This is a genomic window from Pseudothermotoga sp. U03pept (genome assembly GCF_051235805.1).
Lineage (GTDB): Bacteria > Thermotogota > Thermotogae > Thermotogales > DSM-5069 > Pseudothermotoga_B.
The window spans coordinates 1,169,392-1,194,638 of the sequence record NZ_JBPNXV010000001.1 but is presented as its reverse complement, the minus strand read 5'-3'; the positions used below and the strand labels follow the sequence as shown (position 1 = coordinate 1,194,638).

At 43.4% G+C, this 25,247-nt stretch carries 28 protein-coding genes and 1 tRNA gene; 12 read left to right on the top strand and 17 right to left on the bottom strand.

The window, feature by feature from the left end:
* The first annotated feature begins 50 nt into the window (after positions 1-50).
* Both ACSFC1_RS05835 and ACSFC1_RS05830 read left to right on the top strand, forming a co-directional pair.
* Positions 51-596: a hypothetical protein gene (locus ACSFC1_RS05835; RefSeq protein ID WP_435565180.1), complete on the top strand. Its 546-nt coding sequence runs from the start codon at positions 51-53 to the stop codon at positions 594-596.
* A gap of 23 nt (positions 597-619) precedes the next feature.
* Positions 620-1,414: a metallophosphoesterase gene (locus ACSFC1_RS05830; RefSeq protein WP_435565179.1), complete on the top strand. Its 795-nt coding sequence runs from the start codon at positions 620-622 to the stop codon at positions 1,412-1,414.
* Here the strand turns inward: ACSFC1_RS05830 and ACSFC1_RS05825 are convergent.
* From ACSFC1_RS05825 to ACSFC1_RS05780, 10 genes are all read right to left on the bottom strand, one after another.
* Entirely contained in the window at positions 1,411-2,151 is a 741-nt protein-coding gene (locus ACSFC1_RS05825; protein WP_435565178.1) for a ZIP family metal transporter, read from the bottom strand. The genes ACSFC1_RS05830 and ACSFC1_RS05825 overlap by 4 nt on opposite strands.
* Complete coding sequence (locus ACSFC1_RS05820) at positions 2,148-2,504, bottom strand: iron-sulfur cluster assembly scaffold protein (RefSeq protein ID WP_435565177.1); 357 nt, start codon at positions 2,502-2,504, stop codon at positions 2,148-2,150. The genes ACSFC1_RS05825 and ACSFC1_RS05820 overlap by 4 nt, the downstream gene beginning before the upstream one ends.
* A 10-nt stretch (positions 2,505-2,514) precedes the next feature.
* Positions 2,515-3,642: a cysteine desulfurase family protein gene (locus ACSFC1_RS05815; protein ID WP_435565176.1), complete on the bottom strand. Its 1,128-nt coding sequence runs from the start codon at positions 3,640-3,642 to the stop codon at positions 2,515-2,517.
* A gap of 15 nt (positions 3,643-3,657) precedes the next feature.
* Positions 3,658-4,032, bottom strand: a complete 375-nt coding sequence (locus ACSFC1_RS05810) for an iron-sulfur cluster assembly scaffold protein (protein ID WP_435565175.1) — start codon at positions 4,030-4,032, stop codon at positions 3,658-3,660.
* Positions 4,033-4,044: 12 nt separating this feature from the next.
* On the bottom strand, positions 4,045-5,211 hold the full coding sequence (locus ACSFC1_RS05805) for a cysteine desulfurase family protein (RefSeq protein ID WP_435565174.1): 1,167 nt from the start codon (positions 5,209-5,211) through the stop codon (positions 4,045-4,047).
* An 11-nt stretch (positions 5,212-5,222) separates the two neighbouring features.
* Positions 5,223-6,044, bottom strand: coding sequence for a purine-nucleoside phosphorylase (locus ACSFC1_RS05800; protein ID WP_435565173.1), 822 nt, complete (start codon positions 6,042-6,044; stop codon positions 5,223-5,225).
* 22 nt (positions 6,045-6,066) lie between these two features.
* Entirely contained in the window at positions 6,067-7,026 is a 960-nt protein-coding gene (locus ACSFC1_RS05795; protein ID WP_435565172.1) for a SufB/SufD family protein, read from the bottom strand.
* Positions 7,023-7,766 carry an ATP-binding cassette domain-containing protein gene (locus ACSFC1_RS05790; protein ID WP_435565171.1) on the bottom strand — a complete coding sequence of 248 codons (744 nt, stop codon included), beginning with the start codon at positions 7,764-7,766 and terminating at the stop codon, positions 7,023-7,025. Before ACSFC1_RS05790 ends, ACSFC1_RS05795 begins: the two co-directional genes overlap by 4 nt.
* 75 nt (positions 7,767-7,841) lie before the next feature.
* Positions 7,842-8,870, bottom strand: coding sequence for an L-Ala-D/L-Glu epimerase (locus tag ACSFC1_RS05785; protein ID WP_435565170.1), 1,029 nt, complete (start codon positions 8,868-8,870; stop codon positions 7,842-7,844).
* Positions 8,867-9,889, bottom strand: coding sequence for a DUF1611 domain-containing protein (locus ACSFC1_RS05780; protein ID WP_435565169.1), 1,023 nt, complete (start codon positions 9,887-9,889; stop codon positions 8,867-8,869). The genes ACSFC1_RS05785 and ACSFC1_RS05780 overlap by 4 nt, the downstream gene beginning before the upstream one ends.
* Before the next feature lie 91 nt (positions 9,890-9,980).
* Here ACSFC1_RS05780 and ACSFC1_RS05775 point away from each other — a divergent pair, with 91 nt between their 5' ends.
* On the top strand, positions 9,981-10,646 hold the full coding sequence (locus tag ACSFC1_RS05775) for a hypothetical protein (protein WP_435565168.1): 666 nt from the start codon (positions 9,981-9,983) through the stop codon (positions 10,644-10,646).
* On the top strand, positions 10,630-10,881 hold the full coding sequence (locus ACSFC1_RS05770; protein WP_435565167.1) for an EscU/YscU/HrcU family type III secretion system export apparatus switch protein: 252 nt from the start codon (positions 10,630-10,632) through the stop codon (positions 10,879-10,881). The genes ACSFC1_RS05775 and ACSFC1_RS05770 overlap by 17 nt, the downstream gene beginning before the upstream one ends.
* Here ACSFC1_RS05770 and ACSFC1_RS05765 read toward each other — a convergent pair.
* Genes ACSFC1_RS05765 through mutL form a run of 3 tightly spaced genes read right to left on the bottom strand, consistent with a single transcriptional unit; the run spans position 10,876 to position 13,875 of the window.
* On the bottom strand, positions 10,876-11,715 hold the full coding sequence (locus ACSFC1_RS05765; RefSeq protein WP_435565166.1) for a hypothetical protein: 840 nt from the start codon (positions 11,713-11,715) through the stop codon (positions 10,876-10,878). The two genes, ACSFC1_RS05770 and ACSFC1_RS05765, sit on opposite strands and share 6 nt — an antisense overlap.
* Positions 11,700-12,209, bottom strand: a complete 510-nt coding sequence (locus ACSFC1_RS05760) for an N-acetyltransferase family protein (protein WP_435565165.1) — start codon at positions 12,207-12,209, stop codon at positions 11,700-11,702. The genes ACSFC1_RS05765 and ACSFC1_RS05760 overlap by 16 nt, the downstream gene beginning before the upstream one ends.
* A 4-nt stretch (positions 12,210-12,213) precedes the next feature.
* Positions 12,214-13,875, bottom strand: coding sequence for a DNA mismatch repair endonuclease MutL (mutL, locus tag ACSFC1_RS05755; RefSeq protein ID WP_435565164.1), 1,662 nt, complete (start codon positions 13,873-13,875; stop codon positions 12,214-12,216).
* 90 nt (positions 13,876-13,965) lie between these two features.
* Here mutL and ACSFC1_RS05750 point away from each other — a divergent pair, with 90 nt between their 5' ends.
* Positions 13,966-15,147 (top strand): MFS transporter, encoded by a 1,182-nt coding sequence (locus ACSFC1_RS05750; RefSeq protein ID WP_435565163.1) that lies wholly within the window; start codon positions 13,966-13,968, stop codon positions 15,145-15,147.
* On the opposite strand, the gene ACSFC1_RS05745 is transcribed toward ACSFC1_RS05750, so the two are convergent.
* Positions 15,133-15,843, bottom strand: a complete 711-nt coding sequence (locus ACSFC1_RS05745; RefSeq protein WP_435565162.1) for a WecB/TagA/CpsF family glycosyltransferase — start codon at positions 15,841-15,843, stop codon at positions 15,133-15,135. The two genes, ACSFC1_RS05750 and ACSFC1_RS05745, sit on opposite strands and share 15 nt — an antisense overlap.
* 48 nt (positions 15,844-15,891) lie before the next feature.
* Positions 15,892-15,977: transfer RNA gene (locus ACSFC1_RS05740), tRNA-Leu, on the bottom strand.
* Positions 15,978-16,149: 172 nt separating this feature from the next.
* Between ACSFC1_RS05740 and ACSFC1_RS05735 the strand changes: the two genes are divergently transcribed.
* Genes ACSFC1_RS05735 through ACSFC1_RS05720 form a run of 4 tightly spaced genes read left to right on the top strand, consistent with a single transcriptional unit; the run spans position 16,150 to position 18,827 of the window.
* Positions 16,150-17,079 carry a hypothetical protein gene (locus ACSFC1_RS05735; protein ID WP_435565161.1) on the top strand — a complete coding sequence of 310 codons (930 nt, stop codon included), beginning with the start codon at positions 16,150-16,152 and terminating at the stop codon, positions 17,077-17,079.
* A gap of 5 nt (positions 17,080-17,084) precedes the next feature.
* Complete coding sequence (locus ACSFC1_RS05730) at positions 17,085-17,447, top strand: GntR family transcriptional regulator (RefSeq protein WP_435565160.1); 363 nt, start codon at positions 17,085-17,087, stop codon at positions 17,445-17,447.
* Positions 17,434-18,006, top strand: coding sequence for a hypothetical protein (locus ACSFC1_RS05725; protein WP_435565159.1), 573 nt, complete (start codon positions 17,434-17,436; stop codon positions 18,004-18,006). The genes ACSFC1_RS05730 and ACSFC1_RS05725 overlap by 14 nt, the downstream gene beginning before the upstream one ends.
* Positions 18,003-18,827: an ABC transporter ATP-binding protein gene (locus ACSFC1_RS05720; protein ID WP_435565158.1), complete on the top strand. Its 825-nt coding sequence runs from the start codon at positions 18,003-18,005 to the stop codon at positions 18,825-18,827. The genes ACSFC1_RS05725 and ACSFC1_RS05720 overlap by 4 nt, the downstream gene beginning before the upstream one ends.
* A gap of 18 nt (positions 18,828-18,845) precedes the next feature.
* On the opposite strand, the gene ACSFC1_RS05715 is transcribed toward ACSFC1_RS05720, so the two are convergent.
* Both ACSFC1_RS05715 and ACSFC1_RS05710 read right to left on the bottom strand, forming a co-directional pair.
* Positions 18,846-20,180 carry an NCS2 family permease gene (locus ACSFC1_RS05715; protein ID WP_435565157.1) on the bottom strand — a complete coding sequence of 445 codons (1,335 nt, stop codon included), beginning with the start codon at positions 20,178-20,180 and terminating at the stop codon, positions 18,846-18,848.
* A gap of 103 nt (positions 20,181-20,283) precedes the next feature.
* A complete protein-coding gene (locus ACSFC1_RS05710) occupies positions 20,284-20,799 on the bottom strand; it encodes a DUF6512 family protein (RefSeq protein WP_435565156.1) in 516 nt (171 codons plus the stop codon).
* 143 nt (positions 20,800-20,942) lie between these two features.
* On the opposite strand from ACSFC1_RS05710, the gene ACSFC1_RS05705 reads away from it, so the two are divergent.
* From ACSFC1_RS05705 to ACSFC1_RS05695, 3 genes are all read left to right on the top strand, one after another.
* Entirely contained in the window at positions 20,943-22,481 is a 1,539-nt protein-coding gene (locus tag ACSFC1_RS05705; protein ID WP_435565155.1) for a glutathione ABC transporter substrate-binding protein, read from the top strand.
* 248 nt (positions 22,482-22,729) lie between these two features.
* Positions 22,730-24,280, top strand: coding sequence for a glutathione ABC transporter substrate-binding protein (locus ACSFC1_RS05700; protein ID WP_435565154.1), 1,551 nt, complete (start codon positions 22,730-22,732; stop codon positions 24,278-24,280).
* A 49-nt stretch (positions 24,281-24,329) separates the two neighbouring features.
* The gene (locus tag ACSFC1_RS05695; RefSeq protein ID WP_435565153.1) at positions 24,330-25,247 is read left to right on the top strand and encodes an ABC transporter permease; all 918 of its coding nucleotides are present in this window, start codon (positions 24,330-24,332) and stop codon (positions 25,245-25,247) included.

Below are 25,247 nucleotides of genomic sequence, written 5' to 3'. Positions count from 1 at the left end.
CTTTTCACCCCCACATTCAAATGATACAATAAGAAAGGGGATTTTTGAAAATGAAGGTTGCTCTTTGGTTCACGGTGTTGTGTTTTGCCTGTGTTTGTTCTTTTGGAAGTATTCTCTATACAGATGATTTCTGCTATACACTCTATGATGTGCATGGTTTTTTACTTTGGTCTTCCACTGGTTTGAGATTCAGTTTCTCGCCTATTGAGAATCTTTCTGTTTTTGTTGAAAACAACGACGCAGGTTTCTCTGCAAGAATCTTGAGGTTTTCTCGGCTCGAAATCGTCACAAGAATAACCAGTGATAGTTTTGGCATTTATCTGCAAGACAGAAAACCTTTTCTTGCTTTCAACCACTTCACAATTGGTTTTGACTTTTCGAGGCAGAAAAGCCTGCTTTTTTCCACACTCATAGAGAGTTATGGGATTTTACCGGACGAGTTTGTAAACCTTGGAGCTTCGCTCAAGATTTATGAGGATGGAACCAGGGTTTTGAAACTTCTCGCTCATCTTCGTTTGTGGCAAGCGGGTATGATTGCTTCGATGAACTACGGAGGTGATGCTTTCTGCAGCGTTTCGTTTTATTTCTCTTTCTGATCTGCGCCATTTTCTCAAACTGTTTGGCTTTCAAAATAGTTCTTACCAGTGATCTACACGAAAGACTCAGTGAAAAAGATCTTGGACCTGCAGGTTTAATAGAATGGCTTACAACTTTTGATAGAAAAGACGTGCTGCTTTTCGACGCAGGAGATCTCTTTGATTCAAAACTACAACTTCCTTTTTTCGGTGACAGCAGGCAACAAGTCATGGAGTACATAGAGACGGTAAAATATGATGCAATGGTTTTGGGTAATCACGAGTACTATTTTTCACGCGAATGGTTTGAATTTTATAAGAAATCCAACAGATCATTGATAGGAGCAAATGTCGATGGTTTGGATCCATATCGAGTATTTGAGATCGGTGGGACGAAGATAGCTGTTATTGGTCTAACGACGGTACAACATCTCGCCAACAGGGTTGAACATTGTGGTAACTTGCCAAGAGATCCTTTTGAATCTTTGAGGAAAACTCTTGAAAACCTCCCGAAGGTTGACTACGTTATCTGTTTGAACCATCTTCCACATGAACACGATAAGAAGATACTCGAAACCTTTCCGGAGGTTGATCTGGTTCTGAGTGGTCATGACCACATGGGTCCAAGACTTGAGAAAATAGGCAGTGGCTATCTCTTTGAGGCTGGTTCTGGTGCCAGCTCCTTGTATCTGATAGAGGTTGATCCACTTGGAAAGGCTGTCATATACGAACAGCTCAAAGTATCAGCAGACTACAAGATGCAGTCGAATATCACTCAAATGGCCGTTCTTATCGGCACGATTCTTGGCATTCTTTCCGTGGTGTGGATCTTCTTCTAACCCAAAAGAAGGTCAAGGACTGACATCGTCGTAAAGCCAATAAGTACCCAGTAAGTGGTTAATCTCTCCTTGCCTCTGAGGTGTGTTTCCGGAATTATCTCATCGCTGATGACGAAGACCATAGCTCCTGCGGCAAGAGCCATAAGATATGGTAGTAGCTGCGTTGAGATTTTTATCAAGAGTGCTCCTAATAGACCACCGATGATTTCCACCAAGCCAGTCAAAAAGCTGATCCAAAAGGCTTTCAAAGGAGCGTATTTTGCATTTATCAAAGAAGCAACAACGGCTGCGCCTTCTGGAATGTTCTGCACACCTATCGCGAGTGCAACGGAGAAAGCATGGGGGGTAAAACCAGAAACACCAACAGCCATCCCTTCTGGAAAGTTGTGAATCGTTATAGCTATGACGAACAGCCATATGCCCTTCAATCTCTTAGATTCGATACCTTCATGCCCTTTGGTAAAGTGTTCGTGCGGGATGAACTTATCCACGAGATCGACTAAGATTCCACCTAAGATGAATCCAATGGAGAACCTAACTGGTCCACCGAGTTCCATCGCAGGGACTACAAGACTAAACGCACTTGCAGCAAGCATCACCCCTGCCGCAAACCCAAGTGAACTGTCGATGAACCTGTCGTTCATCTGCCTTTTGAGAAACAAAAATGGCAAAGCGCCCAAGCCTGTTGCCATGCCGGCTACAGCGCTATAAAGAATTCCCCTTGAAAATCCGTTCATGACTCTATCTTGGTAAGTGCCTTCTTGATGGCTTCGAGTGGTGCTCTAATGCAATCAAAACCTTTGTCAAAGAACTCCATCTCTTGTCTTATGTGTTCCTCGTTCAAAGACTTTACATAATCCACGTGCTTACCGTTCGCCAATCTGCAGAGCGCTTCAGATGCCGCAATGACCCTCGGACAACCAATGGCTTTGAAAGCCACATCTTTCACCACGTAGTTCTCTATTTTGAGAAAGATTCGAACCCTATCACCATGATCGGGGTAAACAACCTCAGCTGTATGTGTGTACTCGATCTCTTGAGCGTGTCTGGGATACATGAACAGTTCCTTGAACTTCTGCGAATACGCCATTGAACCACTCCTAAATCTTTCTCAGACGTTTCACTTCCTGTGAAAGTATTTCTGTGAAATATTGTACTTCTTCTTCACTGTTGTCATAACCGACTGAAATCCTGATAGCCCCATCTATCATCCACTCTTCCAGGTCCATCGCTTTTAGAACATGTGACTTACTGACTTTGTGATGTGAAGAACAGGCAGAGACTGTTGAGACAGACACACCGTGCATATCAAGGGCGGTAGCAAGCGCTTCACCGTGAACTCCCTTGAAGGAGAGATTGATGTGTGAAGAGACGGTGTTCCTTCCATTGATATGGTAATCGGTTAGCTGTGTTAGGCTTTCGAGAATCTTTTTCTTGAGCTTTTCCAGCCTCTTGGACCACTCGTTGAAGTTCTCTTCGATCATCTTCAGTGCCACTGCCATTCCGTGAGCACCAGGGACATTCTCCGTGCCACTGCGCAAGCCTCTCTCATGACCTCCGCCGTAGGTGATTGGAGCAACTTTCAACTTGCTGTTTACGTAAAGAAAGCCACATCCCTTTGGAGCATAAAACTTGTGACCAGAAGCAGAAAGCATATCAACTAATTTCCCATCGATTGGTATCTTTCCAACAGCTTGAACAGCATCACTGTGAAGAACTATTCCATATTCCTTGCTGATCTTTGAAATCTCCTCTATCGGTTGAATGACACCTGTTTCGTTGTTGACCCACATTATTGATGCGAGGACTGTGTTTTTTCTGATTGCCCTCTTAAAGTCCTCGGGTGTCACATAACCATCGACTGTCGGCTTCAAATAGGTCACATCGTATCCTCTTTGCTCAAGATACCTTGCAACTTCCAACACGGCAGGGTGTTCGATTTGCGTCGTTATCACGTGCCCACCTTCGGGGAAGTTTGCCTTAAGAAAACCCATTATGGCTATGTTGTCAGATTCAGTACCACCAGATGTAAAATAGATCTCTTGAGGTTGAACCTTCAGATACTCAGCAATGGTTAACCTTGCTTTTTCGTAGATCTGTTTTGCCTCTTCACCATGAGAGTGCAAACTCGAGGCATTGCCGAAGTTTTCCGTGAAAACTCTGTATACTTCCTGTGCGACCTGTGGAAAAACTCTCGTTGTTGCCGCGTGATCGAGATAGACTCTCATGTCGAACACTCCCTTTTATTGCCTTTTTCCCTCGTAAGCTTCGATCGCTTTTTTCAGTGTGTCGACTGCAAGGTTACTGCAATGATACTTGATCTGTGGTAAGCCACCAAGTCTTTCGACTATCTCCTTCCAACTCAGCTTCTTCGCCTCTTCGATCGAAAGACCCTTTACAACTTCGGTCATCATCGAAGCAGTTGCTATGTTTGCAGCACAACCATAAGATTCGAATTTAATGTCTGCGATCTTGCCATCTTCAACTTTCAGATAGACTGTCATCATATCACCACAGGCAATGCTTCCTTCTGTAGCTTGAGCATCTGCATCGTCAATTCTCCCAAGGTTTCTTGGATTCTTGAAGTGATCCATGACTAATTCGGTGTATTTGAGCATAAGATCACCTGCCTACCCTTTGAACGGACTGATCTTTCTCAGCCAACTGACCACGGACTTCAACTTCTCGACAGTGTAGTCTATCTGCTCCCTGGTAGTGAATCTGTCAAAAGTAAATCTAATAGATCCATGTGCCCTTTCGTGATCTCCACCTATTGCCAGAATAGCGTAGTTGGGTTCGAGTTTCTCTGAAGCACAAGCTGATCCGGTAGCCACCTCTACGCCTTCCATACTCAGCCCAAGGCTTATTGCTTCACCTTCGATGAACCTAAAACTGAAGTTCACGTTATACGGTGTTCTCTTCATACCCCTTGGTCCGTTCAGAATAACACTGTCTATCTCAGATTCCACTCTGTCGATAAAGTACTCCTGAAGCTCTCGGAGCCTTTTAAGAGCCTGATCCATATCTGCAAGTGAAAGTTCTGCAGCCTTCTTCATTCCCATTATAGCTGGGACATTCTCTCCACCTGGACGGCGTTTGTCAAAGGAATCTGCGCCGTAGAGAATTGGCTCAATTCTTGTACCTTTCCTCACGTAGAGAAAACCTACGCCCTTCGGTCCATGAAACTTGTGGCCACTGACACTCAGCAGGTCAACTCTCAGTTTTTTTACATCAGCTGGGAATTTTGCGTACATCTCTGCAGCATCGGTATGAAAGTATATCTTATGATCTTGCCTACTCAAGATTTCTCCTATTTCTTCAAGAGGCATAATAGATCCTACAAAGTGACCTATGGCTATGACGCTCACAAGTATCGTAGTTGGTTTGATAGCTTTTTCAAGTTCGTTCAATCTTATTATTCCTTCGTTATCAACTGGTACTACAGTAACTTCGAACCCTTCTTCTTTCAACCGAGAAGCAATACTCATTACTGAACCGTGTTCAAGCGCAGAGATGATTATGTGATTACCATTCTTCCTGTTAGCCCTCGCTACACCCAAGATGGCAAGGTTATTCGACTCCGTTGCGCCCGATGTGAAGACTATTTCTTCTGGAAAATCGGCATTTATCGATCTTGCAAAGAATTCTCTCGCAGTTATCAGATCATCATAGACCTGCTGAGCAGATTCGTAAAGACCATCTGGTCTTGCAAAGTTCTCAGCCATGTAACTTTGAACAACCTGTAATACCTCTGGGAGCACCCTTGTGGTCCGACAATTGTCCAAAAAGACTTTCATTTACCTCCTCCTCATAGATGTTCTATCACCCGCAAAATTATCCGAGCCATCTTTTCTCCAGTCTTTTCAGCCACTTCGAGAACTTCCTCCGCGCTCAATGGTTTGAGATCCTCTGGGACGGCTCTATCTGTTATTGCCGACAAACCGAGAACCTTTATACCTGCATGTCTTGCCACGATGACTTCTGGTACAGTCGACATGCCAACTGCGTCTGCTCCAAGATTTCTGAACATCTTCAGCTCGGCAGGTGTTTCGAAATTCGGTCCAGTAACTGCAACGTAGACACCTGCGTACACATCTATCTTTTCTTCCTGTGCTGCCATCTTTGCGAGTTTGATCAACTCTCTGTCGTAGGGAACACTCATATCTGGAAATCTTGGTCCCCACTCCTCAACGTTTGGACCTCTCAGTGGATTGTCGTGCATGAAATTTATGTGGTCTGTTATGATCATGGGTTTTCCAACATCAAAGACTGGGTTGAGTCCTCCCGATGCGTTGGTAACAAAAAGATACTTCACACCAAGCAATTGCATGACTCTGATTGGAAAGGTAACCTCCTGCATGGAATATCCCTCGTAATAATGAAAGCGGCCGTTCATCAAAACGACATTCTTCTTGCCCAACTTACCAAAGATCAACTCTCCCTTATGCCCCGGTGCCGTTGACACAGGGAAGCCCGGTATTTCTGAATAATGAAATCTCTGAGGTTCTTGCAGTACATCGGCAATCTTCCCCAAGCCAGAGCCAAGAACCACACCAACTTCTGGAAGATTACCCACCTTCGCTTTGAGAAATTCAGCCGCAGCTTTCACCTTTTGAACGTACTCGTTCATCTTCACACCCCCTGTTTTTGTCTCAACCTATGAGACCTTTTATGATCAATTCAGTTGCCTCTTCCTCTGTCAATCCTTTTGCCATGAGTGTTTGAAGTTGATTTGCGTTGACACGACCAATTGATGCTTCGTGTGTGAGCTCAGCCAACTCGTTGAGAACCTTCAACACCGGAATGGTACTGACATCCACGCCTTCTCCCTTTGTCACTTCTTCGCACTTTATGTGCCCCTTGGAGTAGGCTCCAACACCATAAGCTTCATTCACGACTCTCGCTTTCGATTGATCTAAAGCGATAACGGTCGTCTTTGCTATTCCGCTTGCATAATCGCCAAAAAGATTGAGTTTTTCTCTTATAGCTACTTCATCTGTTTTGCTTGCTTTCACTTTCACTGAAAGATCTGCCTTTGCATTTGTGTGCAACTCCACTGATGCATCCAGATGAAGCTTACCAATTCGTGTCTTGGTCAAAGTGAAGTTGTTTATAAAGACTCCGCCTTCCTCTACGGTTGCTCTCGTTGTCGTTTTCAGGTGTATAGAACCTGTGTTGGAATGATAGTGCTCATCAGCGTAGTACATCTTTGCGTTTTTTCCTACATGCACGATCGCAAGAGCATCGTGCGTGAATTGTTCAGCCCATGGAAAAGTACAATGTGCAACAAACTTCACCTGAGCATTTTCTTGCACCTCTATCTCGAAGATCACTCTCTGTAACCCATGTTTCTCGAGAAATCCGGTACAGATATGTATAGGTGTTGTGAGCACAGTGTCTTTCTTTATCAACACCTTTGCCTTCACGCCATCTTGTATTTGTTCTGGTTGAATCTCCACACCATTTAACCCGTTTAAACCTATCACCTTATTGCCACTAATAATCAATGACGCGACCCTTTTATCTAAGAATTTGGAAGCATCCCCGCCAGCCTTTTCGTATGCCTTTTTCAAAAGTTCGAACTCTTTCTTTTGATCAACGATACTTATCATATTTTCACTTCCTCTACTGCAGGTAGATTCGCGTGAGAACAGTTGTCACACTTATTCTTGTAATACTCGATGATCTTATCAGGTGAACCGTGTGCGAGTATTGAACCATTGCACAGCAGATACGCTTCGTGTGCTATTCGCGCGATTTCCTCACGGTGTGTTATGAGTATAACCGACCCGTTGCCTTTTACTATGTGTTCCATCACTTTCTCTATCATCGACAAAGACATTATATCGATACCCGAATCCGGCTCGTCAAGGATTGCATACCTCGGCTTCAACAAGAGCACCGAGGCGAGTTCTACTCTCTTTCTTTCACCACCGCTCAGTAGCCCATCGACCATCCGATGAAGATAGAGTTTTCCAGACAATCCTACCGATTCGAGAATCGATTCAAGTTCATCCCTCGATGCTCTTATTTTTCCACCCAGTGTCAAGTATTGCTCTACACTGAGACCTTGAAATCTAACCGGTTCTTGCCACAGCAGCGTAATTCCTCTCTTCGCCCTTTCAGTCACCGACAAATCTGTTATATCTTCGCCGTCTAAGAGGATCTTCCCCGAAGTTGGTTTGTAATCATTTACACCCATTAGCACATACGCTAAGGAAGACTTGCCCGCACCATTTGTGCCAAGAATTGCATATACTTTCCCGGCATCGAAGGCAACGTTTATGTCTCTGAGAATCTCTTTTTCATTCTTCTTAAGGCTCAGGTTCTTCAACACAAACAACCACACCATCTCCCTTCTACTGAGATTTTACATGGTGTGGTTTACGTTTATATTAGACTTTTTAAGTCTAATTTGTTGCAGTCCTCAATCTAAAAGAATAAAGGGACCTTCTTGTATGAAGTCTCCTCTGAACTTTTCTTCTTTAAGAGATAGATGTGCGTCCAGATCGTAATACGTAAATGCTCCTGTACCTGCAGCAAAATGAACGCTCTGCCTGATACCAAGGCTACTTTCACCCATACAGCCAATCATGAGTTTCACGTTTGCGGCTTGAGCGATCTGAACTATCGCCAGTGCGTCACTCAGGCCTGATTTCATCAACTTGATATTTATCACATCAACTGCGTCTTCTTTAATCACTCTCAGTGCGTCATATTTTGTGAAAACACTCTCATCTGCCGCAACTGGGTAAGGACTGTTCCATCGCACAAATCTCAAACCATCTATGTCATATCTGAAAACGGGTTGCTCGAAGACGTCAACATTCACAGACTCATCGGCGAGTGCCTTGATGAAATAGACTGCTTCCTTTGGCGTGAAACCTTGATTGGCATCGACAACAAAACTTGCGTCTGGTGCAATCTCGTTTGATCTGACAACTCTCTCTATGTCACCTTTGACATCCCTACCGACCTTTATCTTTATCTTTTTGAAGCCTTCGTTGTAGATTCGCTTTACCTTAGACAAAGTAGTCTGAAGGTCTTCTATTCCAACGGTCTTGTCTGTTTCAAGTTTGTTCTTGGCTCCACCAAAAAACTGATATGGCTTAATACAGTTAATCTTGCAAAATGCGTCGATGATTGCGAATTCCACTGCTGCCTTTATAGATGGAGTTGCACGAAGGTTCTGTGTTATGCTGAACAGGTTCATATATCCTTCGACATCTTTTCCAACTATCATTTCTTTTACTGTCTCTTCCATCTTCTCAAGCATCTGCGGTGTTTCACCTGAAATTACAAACAATGCCGACGCCTCTCCCCAGCCTTCAGTACCATCTTCGAGTCTCACAGCCACCTCAATGTTTTCCTGCTCTTCATGTGTTCCCAGCGAGATCGTGAATGGCTCAAAGTACTGATACAGAACTCTTCTGAAGCAAACTGATTGTATCTTCACAAAACCACCTCCAGTTTCGATATGATCTTTGAGATTTGTTTTTCATCAAAAGGATTGAATACAGTATAACCCTCACATTCATAGCCTTCCTCTAAACAAGAAATCCCAAGAACCTCTGTGTTGATCAATCTCTTGAGCAATTCGATCTCCTTGTGAGGATCGGGTGAGCTATGGAATTGCTCAAAGAATTCAAAATTTTTCCGCTTCGGCTCGTGCACCATGACGACGTACTGAGGCATACAACCGTAGATCAAACCAAGGGCGACTTGACCGTAAGCAGGATGTCTGAGCGCACCTTGGCCTTCCACAAAGATAAGACGTTTCCCCATCTGCTCGAGTTTGAGAACAAGTCCTTCAACAACACCAGGTACGAAATCTGCTATTATTGCATCCACGGCAACACCTTCATCAGCACCAATCATAATGCCTGTTTGTCCTGTTGCCAAAAAGGCTGCAGGAAGTCCCCTTTTCATTGCACTCTCCCAAAGCTGTACAGCTGTGGTCCTCTTTCCAGTTGCACAGTCCGTTCCAAGAACACAAACTCGTATCGTTTTCGATCTGAGTATATCACCACTGAAGATTCTCAATCTCTCGTTGGAGTGACGTAGATCAATTATTCTGCATTTTGCCATCTTTGAAAGCGTTGAGAATGGTTCTGTCTCGGATAACTTGATGTGCAGTCCTGAAACGATATCCAAACCGTACTCAATGGCTTTGAGAAGATGAGTCACCAGATCTTGGGGAAGATATCCTCCGACATTGGATATTCCGATCAACAACACCTTCGCCCCAAGACGGACCGCCTTATCGACACTGTCAACTATCGGTACATCGAATCTAACAGGCGACACAAAATCGGTGATTCTTCTTCCCTCTTGTTGAGCTATCACACACACTGGTTTGAAGACTCTACTGTGTCTGAGGATGCCATAGGTTGTCTTTGCCAGGGAACTTCCGAGTTGTCCCCATGCGAGTATAGCTGCAGGTGTTCCTGGCTCAAAGAACTGAGTTATTTGCAAAATCTCACCTCCTTTTTAGGAAAATCATATCACTTGTCGATGTGTTATTGTTTTTTCGGAGAGCTGACGATATTAATAACGGAGGATTTAGATGGAAGGCGTAGTAATTGATAGGTTCGGTAAGTGGATAAAGATAAGGACGCAAGATGGTGAAACCATTCTCAAGGTGCGGAAGAGACCACCAGAGGTTGGTGAGATAGTCAGAATAACCGATCAACCGACGAGCCAGAAGGTTTACCTGGCAGAGAGACTCTTCAATGCTCCGGAGCCTCTGCCACCACTTGAGGAGCTAAAACCTTTACTGCAGAACATTGGTAAACCTCTGAACGACTATGACATTCCATTCTTGGTAAAGCTCATCGAACAGATTGAAAGACGTTTAGGGCAGTTACCAAAATGGTTTTTTGAAGAGTTGGGTGCTTATTACAAGAACGGTGAGACAAGCGAGAAGATGGAAGCCTTCGGCTTGTGGGTCTTGACAGTTTCACATCCCTATGTTTTCAGAAGTTTGGTCGGTGATGGTGGACTTCATCACCTTTTCATCGATAGAAAGAGAATGACTTTCAGGATACATTGTATCAAACAATCTAAAACTCTATGCATCGATGGGATAGTCTTAGCCGACTCTATTACGGTGAAGGTGAACGACTACAAACTGAACTTTGAACAGATACAGAGTCTAAGAGAATTACTCAGCAAGCATTTTAGAAATGTTTTCATCAATACGGGAGGTTTGAAAGATGGATTATACGCATAGACTTGCCGTGGCACTTGGATACGACCCACAAAAGGCTGATGCACCGTTTGTGATAGCAAAGGGCAAAGATGATCTTGCTAAGAGAATCATCGAAGAGGCAGAGAAAGCAGGTATCCCAATAGTCTCATCACCTGAGCTGGTGAGGAGATTGTACAAGCTCGAGATTCTCCAAGAAATACCAGACGATCTGTATGTCGCTGTGGCACAGATATTAGTCTTTGTTCAAAACTTATGATTCCTTCTGCTTGATTTTTTCCAGAACTTCCTTCAATTTCATGAGCTCTTCGACTGTCTTTTTCAGGAGTTCATCCTTCTTCAGCAACTTCTGCCTAAGTTCGTTGATGAACTGCGGTGATCGCTTATCTTTCACTGCAAAACTGTCCTCAGAGCCATTCAATAGTTGCTGGATGTCTCTTTCGAGTGCGAGCAACTTCTTCTTATGATGATCTAAGACTGTGACCAGGATCACCGTGAAGGTCAAAGAAATGCAAATCAAGATTGGTAAGATAACAGAACTCATATCTCTCGAAGGTGTCAGTACAACGACAGTAAAACCGTAAGAGAGATTTTTCTTTGCGAGTGCCAAATGGTTCAGTCCTCTATACCTTGCTTCAAAAATCTCTCCGGTTTTCTCAATCTTCACCACACCGATTGATCTTTCCCCTACTAATACTCTGTTGGATGATGCTACAATCCTTCCAGCAGTGTCTGTTACAAAATACATAAGGTCATCAAACTGAATATCGAAAGAAATTGCAACAGTTCTTACGCTGTTGTCCTGCCGAAGGGAGACGATAGTCTTTTTCAGTTCTTCATCGTATAAAAACACTCCGCCCAGTCGCTGTGCGAGCTCCGCATATTTGGCTAAGATTCTATCTGCCTGTGTGGGAGCACTTTCGATCTGTCTTTCGATCGACATCTCGATGAAGGCTGCAGAACTTTTCAGCAATGATGTATTCACTTGGTTAAAGTCAGCTCTGATCTGTCTTTGGAGCAAGATCGTCGGTATCAGTCCAGAAAAAAGCAAAACCACAAAGAGAACAGAGTTCTTGATCAATCTCCCAACCATCTTCCCATCATCACCAAATCGATGTATTCACCATCGACACAGACTGCTCTTTTCATGACTCCTTCAACTTCAAAACCAAACTTCTTGTAGAGTCGTATAGCCCTTTCGTTATTTGCCATTACTTCAAGCTGGATCTTTTTAAAGCCTTTCTGTTTTGCAATTGCCAGACAGTTGTGCATCAGTGAAGTACCAATGCCTTTTCCCCAAAAGTCTCTTCTGACAGTTATGCCTAACTCACCTCTGTGCACGATTCTTCGCCTATTAGAACCGTAAAGCGTTATCATTCCAACAATTTCACCGAAATATTCAGCCACCAAGAAGATTCTCCTTGGATCGCCCAGGTAAAGCGTTATCATCCTCCGTTGGTCTATCAAGTCCTCCACTTCATCAGGGCAGGTCAGAAGAAACTTGGATTCCTGTGAAACCATTTTTTTGAAATTGACAATCTGTACAGCATCAGACAATCTTACCTCTCGAATGATCAGCCCTTCCACAAAATCATATCCTTTCAAAGAATTTGTCCAGTTCAGTGAACTTCATGGCAAAGATCAGCGGTCTGCCATGAGGACATGTACTGATTTTCTTTTCAAGAATCTTCTTCACCAAAAAGAATGCCTGATCGTTATCAAGTTTATCTCTTGTTCTCAGTGCGCTCTTACAAGCAAGGTTTGCAATGACCTTTTTGATAACCTCGCTTAGACCTATGATGTCTATCAACTTCATTTCGTCGATGCTTTCAACGACAAAATCCTTGATATCTCGTTGATCCAACCATTTGGGAATACCGGTTACGATGATCTTCTGTCCCTTCAGCTGATAGTCAAAACCTATGTTCTTCAACAGCTCCGTACTTTGAAGTAGATCAACTTCGCTCTCTTTAAGGTCGAATTCGTAGTTTACAAGCAAAGAAACCGAATGCATCTTTTCGATTGACTCAATCATCTCTTCGTATATCAACCTTTCATGAGCTGCGTGAAAGTCAACTATGAGCAATTGGTCTGAAGATTCAGCAATTATATACCTTCCTCTGACTGTTCCGACGATCCTGAAGTCAATCGGTTCCAAAATGCGTTGATCCTTAATCTGAATTGGTTCGACGTATTCTCTTTCGTTCGTCTTGTAAACAACAGTTGGCTCAAAGATCTTTTGTGCGGGTTGGGTTATCGGAACCTGATGTACGATGACCTTTTCAAATGATTTCTTGATTGTATCGCGAACGAATTTGAATACCTTATCTTCGTCCGAAAACTTCACTTCGATCTTCTGTGGGTGAATATTCACATCAATCTCTCTTGCAGGTATCGAAAGATTCATGATGACCACTGGATGTTCTTTTTGATGAATGAAATCACTATAAGCAGCGTAGATAGCACTTGAAAGTAAATTGTTCACAACATACCGTCCATTCACATAAGTATAAATTGACCTTCTCTTCCTGAAAAAAGTGGGCAGGGTTAAACAGGCATCGATTTTCATATCGTTCCAACTCATTTCTATGTATTTCAACGAGTTTTTTGGAAGATCTTTGAAAAGTGTTGTGGTGCGCTCAGGCAAATCTGATGGCATAAGGTTGTAAACGACTTCTTGATCTCTCACCAATACAAAGTGAATCTGAGGATGAGATAGACAGAACCTCTCAAAGGCTTCGGTTGCCATTCTTGCCTCTACAGCAGCGGATTTCAAGAACTTTCTCCTGGCAGGTACGTTGAAGAACAAGTCCTTTACAATAACAGTTGTCCCCTTTTGACAGACCGTTGGTCTTTCGTACGCCAAATTGCCTGCGACCACTTCGATTTCGTGTCCAACTGAAGATTCTTCTGGTCTCGAGATTATCCTTGTTTTGCTCACCTGACAGACAGAGTAAAGTGCTTCTCCACGAAAACCAAAGGACGTCAACTGATAGATGTCTTCGAAAGATGAGATCTTGCTTGTTGTGTGGGGTTGAAAACAGTTGAGCAAGTCTTCTTTATCCATGCCGTCACCGTTGTCCTGAACTTTTATCTCGCTTTTTCCACCGTTCAACAATTCAACGACTATCTTTTTTGCACCAGCATCGATTGAGTTTTCTACCAATTCCTTCACCACAGAGTGTGTTCCCACAACCACTTCTCCAGCCGCGATTCTCGACACAACTGAGGGATCAAGTTTTTTGATCTTCATCCAAAATACACCTCACCTATGACAATAATAAACTATATTGTAAAGCGTTGTGTTCCCGCCGGTGCTATTATGTGCACAGAGGTGAGTGTCTTGAAAACCAAACGTGCAATGCAGTTCATAATTCTTATGGGTTTTGTCAGCCTCTTCTCAGACATTGTCTACGAGACAGCAAGAAGCATTTCAGGACCATACCTTGGCCTTCTCGGTGCCAGTGCAACGATCATCTCTGTTACAGCCGGTTTGGGAGAGTTCATAGGCTATGCGCTTAGACTTGTTACAGGATACTTTGCCGACAGAACAAGACGCTATTGGTTGCTGACATTTTTGGGGTATCTGGTCAACTTGTTTGCGATTCCGACATTAGCTGTCGTTGGAAAATGGCAGATGGCGGTCTTACTCTTGATAGCCGAAAGAGTTGGTAAGGCTATTAGAAAACCTGCAAAAGACACGATGACCTCTTTCGCAGCAAAACAGGTGGGTGCAGGTTGGGGGTTTGGGCTCGAAGAGGCTCTCGATCAAATAGGTGCTGTCGCAGGTCCCCTGATGCTATCGATTGTCCTGGTACTGAAAACAGGAGATGAGCTATCGAGATACAGATTCTCTTTTTCTTTGTTGTTGATACCAGCCATTGTCGTACTCGTGCTTTTGACAATTGGTCGAATTCTATTCCCGAAGCCGAGTGATTTTGAAAAACCAGTTTCAGCAAAGTCGAACAAGCCTATAACAAAGCGTTTTTTGTGGTATCTCATAGCGATCTCTTTCATCGCCGCTGGTTTTTCAGACTTTGCCTTGGTTGGATATCACCTTTCAAAAACCAATCTGTTGAGTGCTTCTTTAATTCCGCTGTTCTACTCAGTTGCGATGGGAATAGACGCCGTGGCAGCAGTAGTCTTCGGCAGACTCTTTGACAAAAAAGGTATGACAGCTTTGATAATCTCCTCATCGGTTGCGGCATTTTTCGCACCGTTTATCTTTCTGTCGAAGAACATAGCTCTCTTAGTACTGGGCGTTAGTCTGTGGGGTGTTGGTATGGGTGCGCAAGAGTCTATACTGAAAGCAGTTGTGGCACAGATAGTGCCTATAGAGAAGCGTGGCACAGCTTATGGGGTTTTCAACACAGTCTTTGGTTTTTCGTGGTTTCTCGGTAGCTTCTTGATGGGTGTTCTGTACGAAAGATCGCTTTATCTTTTAGTGAGTTTTTCTATGCTGATGGAACTTTCCTCGGTTGTCACAATATTCATTATGATGAAAGCCAAATCAACGATCAAATAACACTATCTTTATGAATTTAAGGACATCTCGTGGCACGTTTTTCTTCTGAAGCGGTGACTGCAAGAACCTGTAAAGCCACTCTAAATGCAGCTTTTGAATGAGTTTTGGAGCTCTCTTCTTGTAGCCTGAAATCACGTCAAAGGATCCTCCAACTCCCATTGCAAAAACGGCATTCAGTTTTGGAAGGTTTTCACTTATCCATAGTTCTTGTCTTGGCACTCCCATGCCGACAAAGATGAGTTCTGGATTCTCTTTGTTGATGATCTCAAGTGGTTCATCTCCAGTGAAGTAACCGTGATAGAAACCACATACGATGTTGTTGAATTGTCTGTTGAGATTCTCTGCAGCTCTGGCAACAATTTCAGATTTTGCACCGAGCAAGAAGATACGCCATCCTTTTTGCTGTGCGATCCTGCAAAGCTCTATCATAGTGTCTATTCCGGTTATCCTCTGCGAATTTTTGCCGTGAATTTTCTTAATTGCCCAAACTACTCCTACGCCATCGGGGAAGATCAGATCTGCTCTTTGAAGGGCTTTTCTGTATAGAGTATCTTCAAATGCTTTTACTACGATAGAGGCATTTGCCGTAACCACAAAGGTCTTTGTTTTGTTGCAGATCCGCTGGGCAAGCAACTGAAGAAGTTCCTGTCTTTCCACTATTGTGATTGGCAGATCAAAGAGTTGAACAACTTCCAACAGATGACCTCCATTATAAAACTTCGAGGCCGACTCTGCGGCCTCTGCTGGTGCCGAGGGCGGGAGTTGAACCCGCACGGGAGAAACCCACATGATCCTGAGTCATGCGCGTCTGCCATTTCCGCCACCTCGGCAACGCTACCGATAACTATCATAACACATGAATCATCTTAGATCAAGAGAATTCCCGTGTCTGAAAAGGGTGGTAGTACTTGATCGTTACAGAACAGTAATCATACAGACATGTATATCTCTCATGATTAGTGTTATATATAAGTAGAACACTATAACATTGGAGGTGTTAAGATGGAGTGGATCAAAGAATCAAAGTTCTTGCGGGCAACTCTCTTGATAGTCCTGCTGGGTCTTTTGGGATGGCTGTCACCCTTTTTTCCACTGAAGGTGATCGTGGCTTTCTTGGGCATCTTGATCTTTGCCTTTGTCTTGAGAGAGTACGCTAAACACCTCGCCGGATTTATTGTTCTGGGTATCATTCTTTTCCTGATTCCCTCGAGTGCAAATTACTACTCTCACATCATTCTGGAGAACTTTCAAAATTGGCTGCACTTGCCGTTTGTTTCTGAAGTGCTCAGAGAGGTGAAACCATCTAAAACTTTACAGCTCCCACCGAAGCTCTCAATTGAGCGGGTGACAAACGTAGAACTTCGCTTCGTAGATGCAAAGGAAATCAGAGTACCCGAGGAGCTGACTGTTTCGTCATTTGATGAAGAGATCAGAATCAGTGGAGGTCTTACCAACAGAAAGTATGTTATCGAAATTGGAAATCAAGGGCTGAAAGAACTCAGGGTGGATGGGACAGCTATCTCCCTAACGGGTGATTGCAGTATTGAGCTACTCGATATCAACGGATCTGCCATCAACTTGAAGGGGAAGATGGTTGTTCAAAGACTGTATCTGGATGGAACAGGTGTGAACGCAAGCGGTAGTTTTGAAGGAGACACACTGTATGCAGATGGGACTGGCGTGAATCTCAAAGGAGAGATCGCATTCGAGACTGTGAGGATCAAAGGTACAGGAATTTCCTTTGATCTGACATTGATCAACTGCAAGAGTTTCAACGTGGATGGAACAGGAGTGAATGGAAAAGTAACTCATACTGGTCAGGGAAATCTGTTTGTGAGGGCAAATGGTACAGGAGGAAAGATCACGGTGAGGAATCAATCGAATGCCGAAATATTCGTTGAAAGTTCTGGCATAAGAGTTGTGAGAGAGTGATTGATATGTTCAGAAAAATCGATAAACACAGCGGCGTACCTGCCTATATTCAAATCATGAATCAGATAAAATCGGAGATCTTGCTTGGCAATCTCAAAACTGAGTCACAACTGCCAACGGTCAGGGAACTTGAAAGTGTTTTTGATGTGAACATCAACACAATTCTCAAGGCTCTTGACAAGTTGAAAATGGAGGGATTTCTCGTGTCTGAACAGGGTGTGGGATACTTTGTTGCAAAGAATCTGTCAGTAGACATGTCGGTTGTCGATGACATCAAATCTCTGGTAAACGAGCTCAAATCCAAGGGACTTGATCTGTACACTTGTCTTTTGTTGATAGAGGAGGTGTGGAAAAATGAAAAAATTTGATGTCTACCTTAGAAAGCAACTGCTCGAGAAATACCCCAGTATGCTCTTTTTCATGGTTGTAATGCTGTATCCTAACTTTGGTGTGAAGGCTTTTGGTTCTTTTTTCATACTGCTTTTCTCACTTGCTTCAGACATCAGACAGAAAAGACTCGACTTGATGACCTTTCTACCTTTTACCAAGAGCGAAATATTCTGGATGGAATATGCATTTCTTTCAACAATAGTATTGACGACCTTTTTCATAGGTCTTCCATTTGCCGAGTCAACTCTTTACAGTTGGATGATTCTACTCAGAACTATGATCTTTCTTTCAGCCTATTTTGGAGTGGTGATAAGTGCCGTTAGTGTTGGATTCGATCCTTTCGGTGCAGCCTTTCTCTTCCTGTTGGCAGATTTGGTGCTTGGAGGGCTTGGCTCGAGTAAGATTGGTCCAACCTTCAACCCGTACAAACTGATCAGCCCAATCTATCAAAGGAATCTTCTGGCTTCCTTAGCAATGGCTTTGGTTCTCCTTTATGTGGCGTACAGACTTTTTGCTCAAAGAGGTGGTGAGAGATGATTCGCATCGAACATCTGAGAAAACAACTGGGAAACAAACAAATACTCAGCGATGTCACTTTCAGTATTGAAGAATCAGCTGTCTTTGCACTGGTTGGACCAAACGGTGCTGGAAAGACAACCACAATAAGGTGTGTCACGGGAGCCTTGGAACCAGATGGTGGAGATATATCTTTGTTCACAGAGAAGATCAAGAGAACTCACAGTGCAACTTTGAAACAGAGAATCGCTGTTGTGCCTGAAGAACGAATTGTCTTTCGCAACTTCACAGCCAGTGATTATGCGAGAATGTGGTCAAAGCTCTATCCAAGCTGGAACGATACAGTCTTTTCCAATTTCATTGCAAGGTACAACTTCGATCTGTCACAGAAAGTTGAATCTTACTCGATAGGTATGAAGACACTTTTCTTTGTTGGGCTTTGTGTGGCAAGTCAAGCCGATCTTCTGGTGCTCGACGAGCCCACTCAGCATCTCGATCCAACTGTCAGACTTGAGATAATGAACATGCTCAAGGAATGTGCAAACTCTGCAAGAACAATCTTCATATCGTCGCACGAAATCTTCGAAATCGAAGAATACGCAACTCACTTTGGAATCATAAAGGAAGGCAGGATTATCTACACAGATTCGATAGACAATGCCAAAGAAACTCACAGAATTGTTGAAAGAGGAGAAAATCTTGAAGCGTCACAGGTGATCGGTCTGGTGGGTTCAACGGTTCTTGTCAAAACCAACTCACAAATCGGTAGATTCCCAAAACTCAATGAGATAGTTGTTGGCTATCTGACAGGCCGTACAGAAAGAACACTGTCACTCAAATAAAAGGGGCATAAGCCCCTTTTATTCCCTTAGAAAGATCAAGTACAGGACAAAGAGGACAGCCAAAATCCAGGTTAACCAATGTACTTGTTTTGCCTTTCCACTGAATACTTTAACGATAGGATAGGTGATTATTCCCAGGGCTATACCATTAGCTATTGAGTACGTCAAAGGCATCATCAAAAGAGTTATGAAAGCCGGCACAGCTTCGCTGATGTCGTCCCAGTTGATCTTCTTTAGGGTCTTGATCATGAGAACACCGACGAAAATCAGAGCCGGTGCCGTTGCAGCAGTTGGAACGGTCATGGCAAGTGGTGAAAAGAAAAGCATTAGAAGCATCAGAACTGCCACAACTAATGCCGTTAAGCCTGTCCTACCTCCCTCGGCGATACCTGCACTACTTTCTATGTACGTGGTCACAGTTGATGTCCCAAAGGCAGCACCAACAGAAGTACCAACAGCATCTGCAAGGTATGCCCTCGATGATCTGGGTAGATCACCATTCTTCATGAATCCTGCCGATTCGGCTAATCCCGTTAATGTACCGAGTGTATCAAAGAAGTCCACGAAGAAGAAAGTGAAGACGACCATCCAGAAAGCTGCACTACCGAGAGCTTGGAGGTTGAAGTTCATTTTCATAAATGTTGGAGCAATACTCGGAATAGCACCAACTATACCTTGATAATGTGTCACGTTGAAGATCGGTAGAGCCCCAATGAGAGTACTGACAAGAATACCAATCATTATCGCTCCAGGTACCTTCAGGGCAAATAGAACAGTTATTATGAAGAAACCGATGATCGCAACTACAACATTTGGATCACTCAGATGCCCCAGACTTACAAAGGTTGCAGGATCAGATACGACGATCCCTGCTCCTTTTAATCCTATGAAAGCGATGAACAAACCGATACCGGCACCCGTTGCAAGTTTGACTGAATCCGGTACTGCTTTCACGACAAAGCCACGAGCACCGGTGATCGTCAAGAGGATGAATATGAGACCTTCCACAAAGACAGCCGTTAAGGCTACCCTCCAGTCAATACCCATCTTCAAACACACAGTGAAGGTGAAATAGGCATTCAATCCCATTCCCGGTGCGAGTGCAAAGGGATAATTTGCGTACAACGCCATGATGAGAGTTGCTGCTACGGAACCAAAGATCGTTGCAACCATAAAGGCACCAAAGAACTGCGTGTAAAGATCACTACCAGGTGTGGCACCAGGGATGACGTTGATGAGGATCGATGGGTTTACAAAGACGATATAAGCCATGGTGAGAAAGGTGGTGATACCTGCAACTACTTCTTTTCGCACTGTAGTACCATTCTCTTTCAAATGAAAGAGCTTCTCCACTGTTCTCCCTCCCACGAGAAGAGTAAAAACACACTAAGATGCTACAGAAAGTCTTTTAACTGTCAAGCGTAGATATGAAACAATTTCTTGAACTGTCAAGAATCTAACCGCCAGAAAGTGGGTCTATGAAAAGATCTATCCAAGGCTTTGAGAACGAGAATCTCACATAGAATATCACAGACATTACAAATAGCACAAGAATAATCATTCTTACAGGTGAACTTAGAGAAACTCGCTCGACTGTTTTCTCCAGCATGATCCCAACAATTCCAGAGACGATGACTACAGTAAAAGCCCACATCAGCTCAAGGGTAATTGATTCCACGTGACCGAAAAAGGCTGGTGCCATGTACCAAACGATGACAATCGACCATGGAACTAAGATGGTAGAAAAGAGTCGTGAATACCAGAATATCTGCGCTTCTACCCTCTTTCTTGAAAAGAAATACTCGATTATGCTGGTGATTAAGTAAGCCCAAAATCCCATCTTGATGTGTTCAAAGACAGATTCATCTATTCCACAAAAGGGTTTCAAGAAAGGCAATTCAGTGAACTCGTAACCAAAGTGAAGAACAGAAAAAAACACTACATAAAGCAATGCTTTTGAAAGGTATCGCACAATGACACCTCCTATCTTCTAAAGGTTAACACAACCCTTTGACGGCTTGATCACATCTTTTAAAGAAATTTTCAGTTCTATTTAGTTAAACTACAATTGCCGTGTTATAATGTTGCTTAAGATTTATGTAGGGGGTGAAAACTGTGAGAAAGGTTTTGGTAGCTTTGTTAGTGGTTTTTGCGGTCCTTTCCTTTGCGGTGAAGTACGGTGGCACACTCAGATTCGTCATGGGGTCAGACGCTGTGAGTTTGTTGCCAGCCAACCAGACAGACAACATCAGTGGAACTGTGTGCCGACATATCTTCGACGGACTTGTTGAGTTCGACGAAAAGCTCAACCTAAACCCCGCTCTGGCGGAAAGATGGGAGATCTCGTCAGATGGAACCGTCTATACTTTCTATCTTAGAAAAGGCGTCAAGTTTCATGATGGCACTGACTTCAACGCCGCTGCTGTGAAGAAGTACTACGATTACGTTATCTCTGGAAGCTTGAGAAGAACTGGATTGTTCAAAGGGATCGTCAGTGAAGTTCAAATTGTTGACAATTACACCGTCAAGTTCGTGCTTGCAAAGCCGTTTTCACCGTTCCTGTACAGACTTGCCCACGAAGCCGCATTGATAGTTTCACCAAAGGCAATAGACGAGTATGGTTCAGATCCTGCCAAGCTTGGTAGAAATCCAGTTGGTACGGGACCGTTCATGCTCAAAGAATGGAAGATAGGTGAAAAGATTGAGCTCGTTAAGAACCCAAATTATTGGCGTGAAGGTCAACCATATTTGGATGGATTGACTTTCACGATAATACCAGAAGACGTAACAAGAGTTACCCAGCTTAGAGCAGGCGATGCAGATGTGATGTTCAATCCACCACCGGCACTTGTCCCAACATTGCAGAAAGATGAAAAGCTCAACGTGAGAATAGAACCAAGCCTGAGAGTCATATACATTGGTTTCAATCTGAGAAAACCACCTTTGAATGACATCAGGGTCAGACAAGCACTTAACTATGCAATAGACAAAAGCAAACTGTGCTCTGTAATCATGAAGGGACTTGCTATACCTTCAGATTCTCCGTTGGCAAAATACACCGTTGGATACAGTTCCACAGGTGGATATCCGTATGATCCAGCAAAGGCAAAACAACTCTTGAAAGAAGCTGGTCTTGAAAATCTCAAACTCGAATTGCTGACACCAAAGGGAAGATATCTGAACGATTACGAGGTGGCAGTTGCTGTTCAAGGCATGCTCAAAGAGATAGGGGTTACCGTGGACGTCAAACCCATGGAATGGGCTACCTATATTAATCGTCTTTTCTCTACAAACCCCGAAGATTGGAATTACGAGTTATTTTTACTCGGTTGGGCACCTTCAACGGGTGAAGGTCATTGGGTTTTGTATCCACTTTTCCATTCTGACAATGTGAATCCAAATGGTACAGGTGACAACAACACCTTCTACAGTAACCCACAAGTTGACGATTTGATAAACAAGATCGGTTTTGAAACAGACAGAAACAAGATTTTGAGCTATTACGCCGAAGTCCAAAAGATGATTGTGCAAGATGCACCCTGGATTTTCCTTTACAATATGGCGAATGTAGTTGTTCACAGAAAAGAGCTTAAAGATCTCTGGATCTTACCAACTGAATTCGTGATTGTCAAATACGCATGGTTTGATAAATGATTTCAACTGGGTGTGGCTGATGCCACACCCTTTGTGCAACTTTATTTCTCCAGCATATGATATTTTGAAGATTCATGTTTTTCGTAAGACTAAATGCTGTTAATTAGTCCACAACGTCCATTTGATATAAAAGATAGTTATTTTGCTCTTAATCACCCAATGCCTGCATATAATAAACCTCCTTGACAAGCTCTTTCCATCATGATAAAATGACAGCTAAATATACCGCAAAAAGGAGGTGAACTTAGGTGAGAAAGGCTCTTGTGATCTTTTTTTTGGTTTTCACCGTGTTGTTTTTCGCGGCAAAGTTTGGTGGAACGCTGAGATTCTTGATAGGAGTTGACGCCACAACACTGCTCGGTCCAAACATCCCAGATTCGATCAGCAACATAATCACGAGCCACATTTGTGAAGGACTGATCGATGTAGATGAGAACTTGAAGATCATACCGGCTCTTGCCGAGCGGTGGGAAGTTATGGAAAACGGGACCAGCTATGTGTTTTATCTGAGAAAAGGTGTCAAATTCCACGATGGTGAAGATTTCAACGCCTACGCAGTTAAGAAACATTTCGATTACGTTCTGAATTCTTCTTTGAGAAACGTTGGGATGTTCAAAGGTGTTGTGAAAGAAGTACAAGCTCTGGATGAGTACACAGTTAAATTCAAGCTTTTCCAACCCTATACACCAATACTATATCGATTGGCAACCTCATCTGCGGCATGGATTCTTTCACCGAAAGCGATCGAAAAGTACGGTAACGATCCTGCTTTATTCGGCAGAAACCCTGTTGGAACTGGTCCTTTCATTTTCAAAGAATGGAAGGTAGGCGAGAGAATCGAGCTTGTGAGAAATCCAAATTATTGGCGTGAAGGTTTGCCGTATCTCGATGGTATAACCTTCCTTGTTGTCCCTGAGGATGTCTCTCGTGTCAACCAAGTTAGAGCAGGCGATGCCGATATCATGTACAATCCACCACCAGCGTTGATTCCAGCTTTGGACCAAGATTCAAGATTGGTTGTCAAAACAATTTCAACGGTTAGGGTAATCTACATAGGCATCAATACTCGCAATGCTCCTCTCAACGATGCCAGAGTCAGGCAGGCACTCAACTATGCCGTTGACAGAGAAAAGCTCTGCAAGGTCATAATGAGGGAGATGGCTAAGCCGTCAGATTCACCGTTGTCCAGCATTACTTATGGTTATGTTCCCACTGGATTGTACCCATACGATCCACAAAAAGCAAAACAATTGCTGAAAGAGGCTGGGTACAACAACCTTAAGCTTGAACTTATCACACCGAAGGGAAGATATCTGAACGATTACGAAACCGCAGTTGCACTTCAAGGTATGTTCAAAGAGATAGGTGTGACACTCGATGTCAAGCCGATGGAGTGGGGTACGTACGTTGCCAAAATTCTATCTTCCAAGCCAGAAGATTGGGACTACCAGCTTTTCTTACTCGGCTGGGCTCCAGGGACTGCCGAAGGACATTGGGTTCTGTTCCCACTCTTCCATTCGACAAATCAGATGAGCAATCCACAAGGCACAGCAAAATACAACAACTTTTTCTACAGCAATCCTAAGGTTGATGAACTAATAGACAAAATCGGCACTGAACTCGATGAGAAGAAACTAATGGAACACTATGCCCAAGCGCAAAAATTGATAGTCCAAGATGCTCCTGCAATGTTCTTGTACGAGATGAAGATAGCAACAATCATGAGAAAAGAGATAAGAGATCTGAAGATCTACCCCACCGAACGTTTTAACATGACATACGCTTGGATTGATCGGTGAATCTTTTGGGGTGTGCCAACACACCCCAATCTTAAGTGGGGTGTTGCGAGTGATCAAATTTATCACAAGAAGGTTATTGCTCTTAGTGCCAGTGATAATTGGAGTTTCGATAATATCCTTTTCAATAATGCACATGATACCAGGAGATCCAGCCCGCATTATAGCTGGTGAAGGCGCAACGAAACAAGATATAGAGGCAATTCGCCTTAAATATGGTTTGGACAAGCCGTTGGTCGAGCAGTATTTCAGATTCATGAAAGGCATCATAACCAATGATTTGAGATCGATCAAGACAGAAAGGCCAATTCTCCGAGAGATCTTGCCTCGTTTCTCCAACACAATTCAACTCGCTTTGGTCAGCATAGTAATTTCATCGTTCATTGGAATCTCACTTGGAATTATCTCTTCTGTTCGTCGTAATACGTGGGTAGACAGCTTTGCGATGGTTTTCTCACTCATAGGTGTTTCGATGCCAATTTTCTGGCTTGGAATCCTTCTAATAATTATCTTTGCCGTCGTGCTTGGATGGCTTCCATCTGGTGGTAAAGGTGGTGTTGAACACATCATCTTACCTGCCATAACACTCGGTCTTGCCACCTCAGCGATCATAGCCAGGATGACACGCGCGAGTATGCTCGAAGTACTCAACCAAGATTATGTCAGAACGGCACGCGCTTTTGGTATTAACAGAAGAAAGGTCATATACAAGTACGTTTTGAGAAATGCGCTCATTCCCATCGTCACGGTCATTGGACTGCAGTTTGGTTATCTGCTCGGTGGAGCTGTGTTGACTGAAAGTGTCTTCGGCTGGCCCGGATTGGGCAGATATGTTGTCGATTCGATCTTCAGTCGTGATTACATAGCCGTGCAAGTTGGAATCATGATCATTGCGATCAGTTTTGTTTTGGTGAACTTGGCTGTTGATATTGTCTATGCACTTGTTGATCCGAGATTGAGGCGGGGTTGA

Excerpts from the sequence above, each read along its gene's own strand:
- ACSFC1_RS05835 (WP_435565180.1), top strand. The coding sequence starts at position 51 with ATGAAGGTTGCTCTTTGGTTCACGGTGTTGTGTTTTGCCTGTGTTTGT.
- ACSFC1_RS05825 (WP_435565178.1), bottom strand. The coding sequence starts at position 2,151 with ATGAACGGATTTTCAAGGGGAATTCTTTATAGCGCTGTAGCCGGCATG.
- ACSFC1_RS05820 (WP_435565177.1), bottom strand. The coding sequence starts at position 2,504 with ATGGCGTATTCGCAGAAGTTCAAGGAACTGTTCATGTATCCCAGACAC.
- ACSFC1_RS05815 (WP_435565176.1), bottom strand. The coding sequence starts at position 3,642 with ATGAGAGTCTATCTCGATCACGCGGCAACAACGAGAGTTTTTCCACAG.
- ACSFC1_RS05810 (WP_435565175.1), bottom strand. The coding sequence starts at position 4,032 with ATGCTCAAATACACCGAATTAGTCATGGATCACTTCAAGAATCCAAGA.
- ACSFC1_RS05805 (WP_435565174.1), bottom strand. The coding sequence starts at position 5,211 with ATGAAAGTCTTTTTGGACAATTGTCGGACCACAAGGGTGCTCCCAGAG.
- ACSFC1_RS05800 (WP_435565173.1), bottom strand. The coding sequence starts at position 6,044 with ATGAACGAGTACGTTCAAAAGGTGAAAGCTGCGGCTGAATTTCTCAAA.
- ACSFC1_RS05795 (WP_435565172.1), bottom strand. The coding sequence starts at position 7,026 with ATGATAAGTATCGTTGATCAAAAGAAAGAGTTCGAACTTTTGAAAAAG.
- ACSFC1_RS05790 (WP_435565171.1), bottom strand. The coding sequence starts at position 7,766 with ATGGTGTGGTTGTTTGTGTTGAAGAACCTGAGCCTTAAGAAGAATGAA.
- ACSFC1_RS05775 (WP_435565168.1), top strand. The coding sequence starts at position 9,981 with ATGGAAGGCGTAGTAATTGATAGGTTCGGTAAGTGGATAAAGATAAGG.
- ACSFC1_RS05770 (WP_435565167.1), top strand. The coding sequence starts at position 10,630 with ATGGATTATACGCATAGACTTGCCGTGGCACTTGGATACGACCCACAA.
- ACSFC1_RS05765 (WP_435565166.1), bottom strand. The coding sequence starts at position 11,715 with ATGGTTGGGAGATTGATCAAGAACTCTGTTCTCTTTGTGGTTTTGCTT.
- mutL (WP_435565164.1), bottom strand. The coding sequence starts at position 13,875 with ATGAAGATCAAAAAACTTGATCCCTCAGTTGTGTCGAGAATCGCGGCT.
- ACSFC1_RS05735 (WP_435565161.1), top strand. The coding sequence starts at position 16,150 with ATGGAGTGGATCAAAGAATCAAAGTTCTTGCGGGCAACTCTCTTGATA.
- ACSFC1_RS05730 (WP_435565160.1), top strand. The coding sequence starts at position 17,085 with ATGTTCAGAAAAATCGATAAACACAGCGGCGTACCTGCCTATATTCAA.
- ACSFC1_RS05725 (WP_435565159.1), top strand. The coding sequence starts at position 17,434 with ATGAAAAAATTTGATGTCTACCTTAGAAAGCAACTGCTCGAGAAATAC.
- ACSFC1_RS05720 (WP_435565158.1), top strand. The coding sequence starts at position 18,003 with ATGATTCGCATCGAACATCTGAGAAAACAACTGGGAAACAAACAAATA.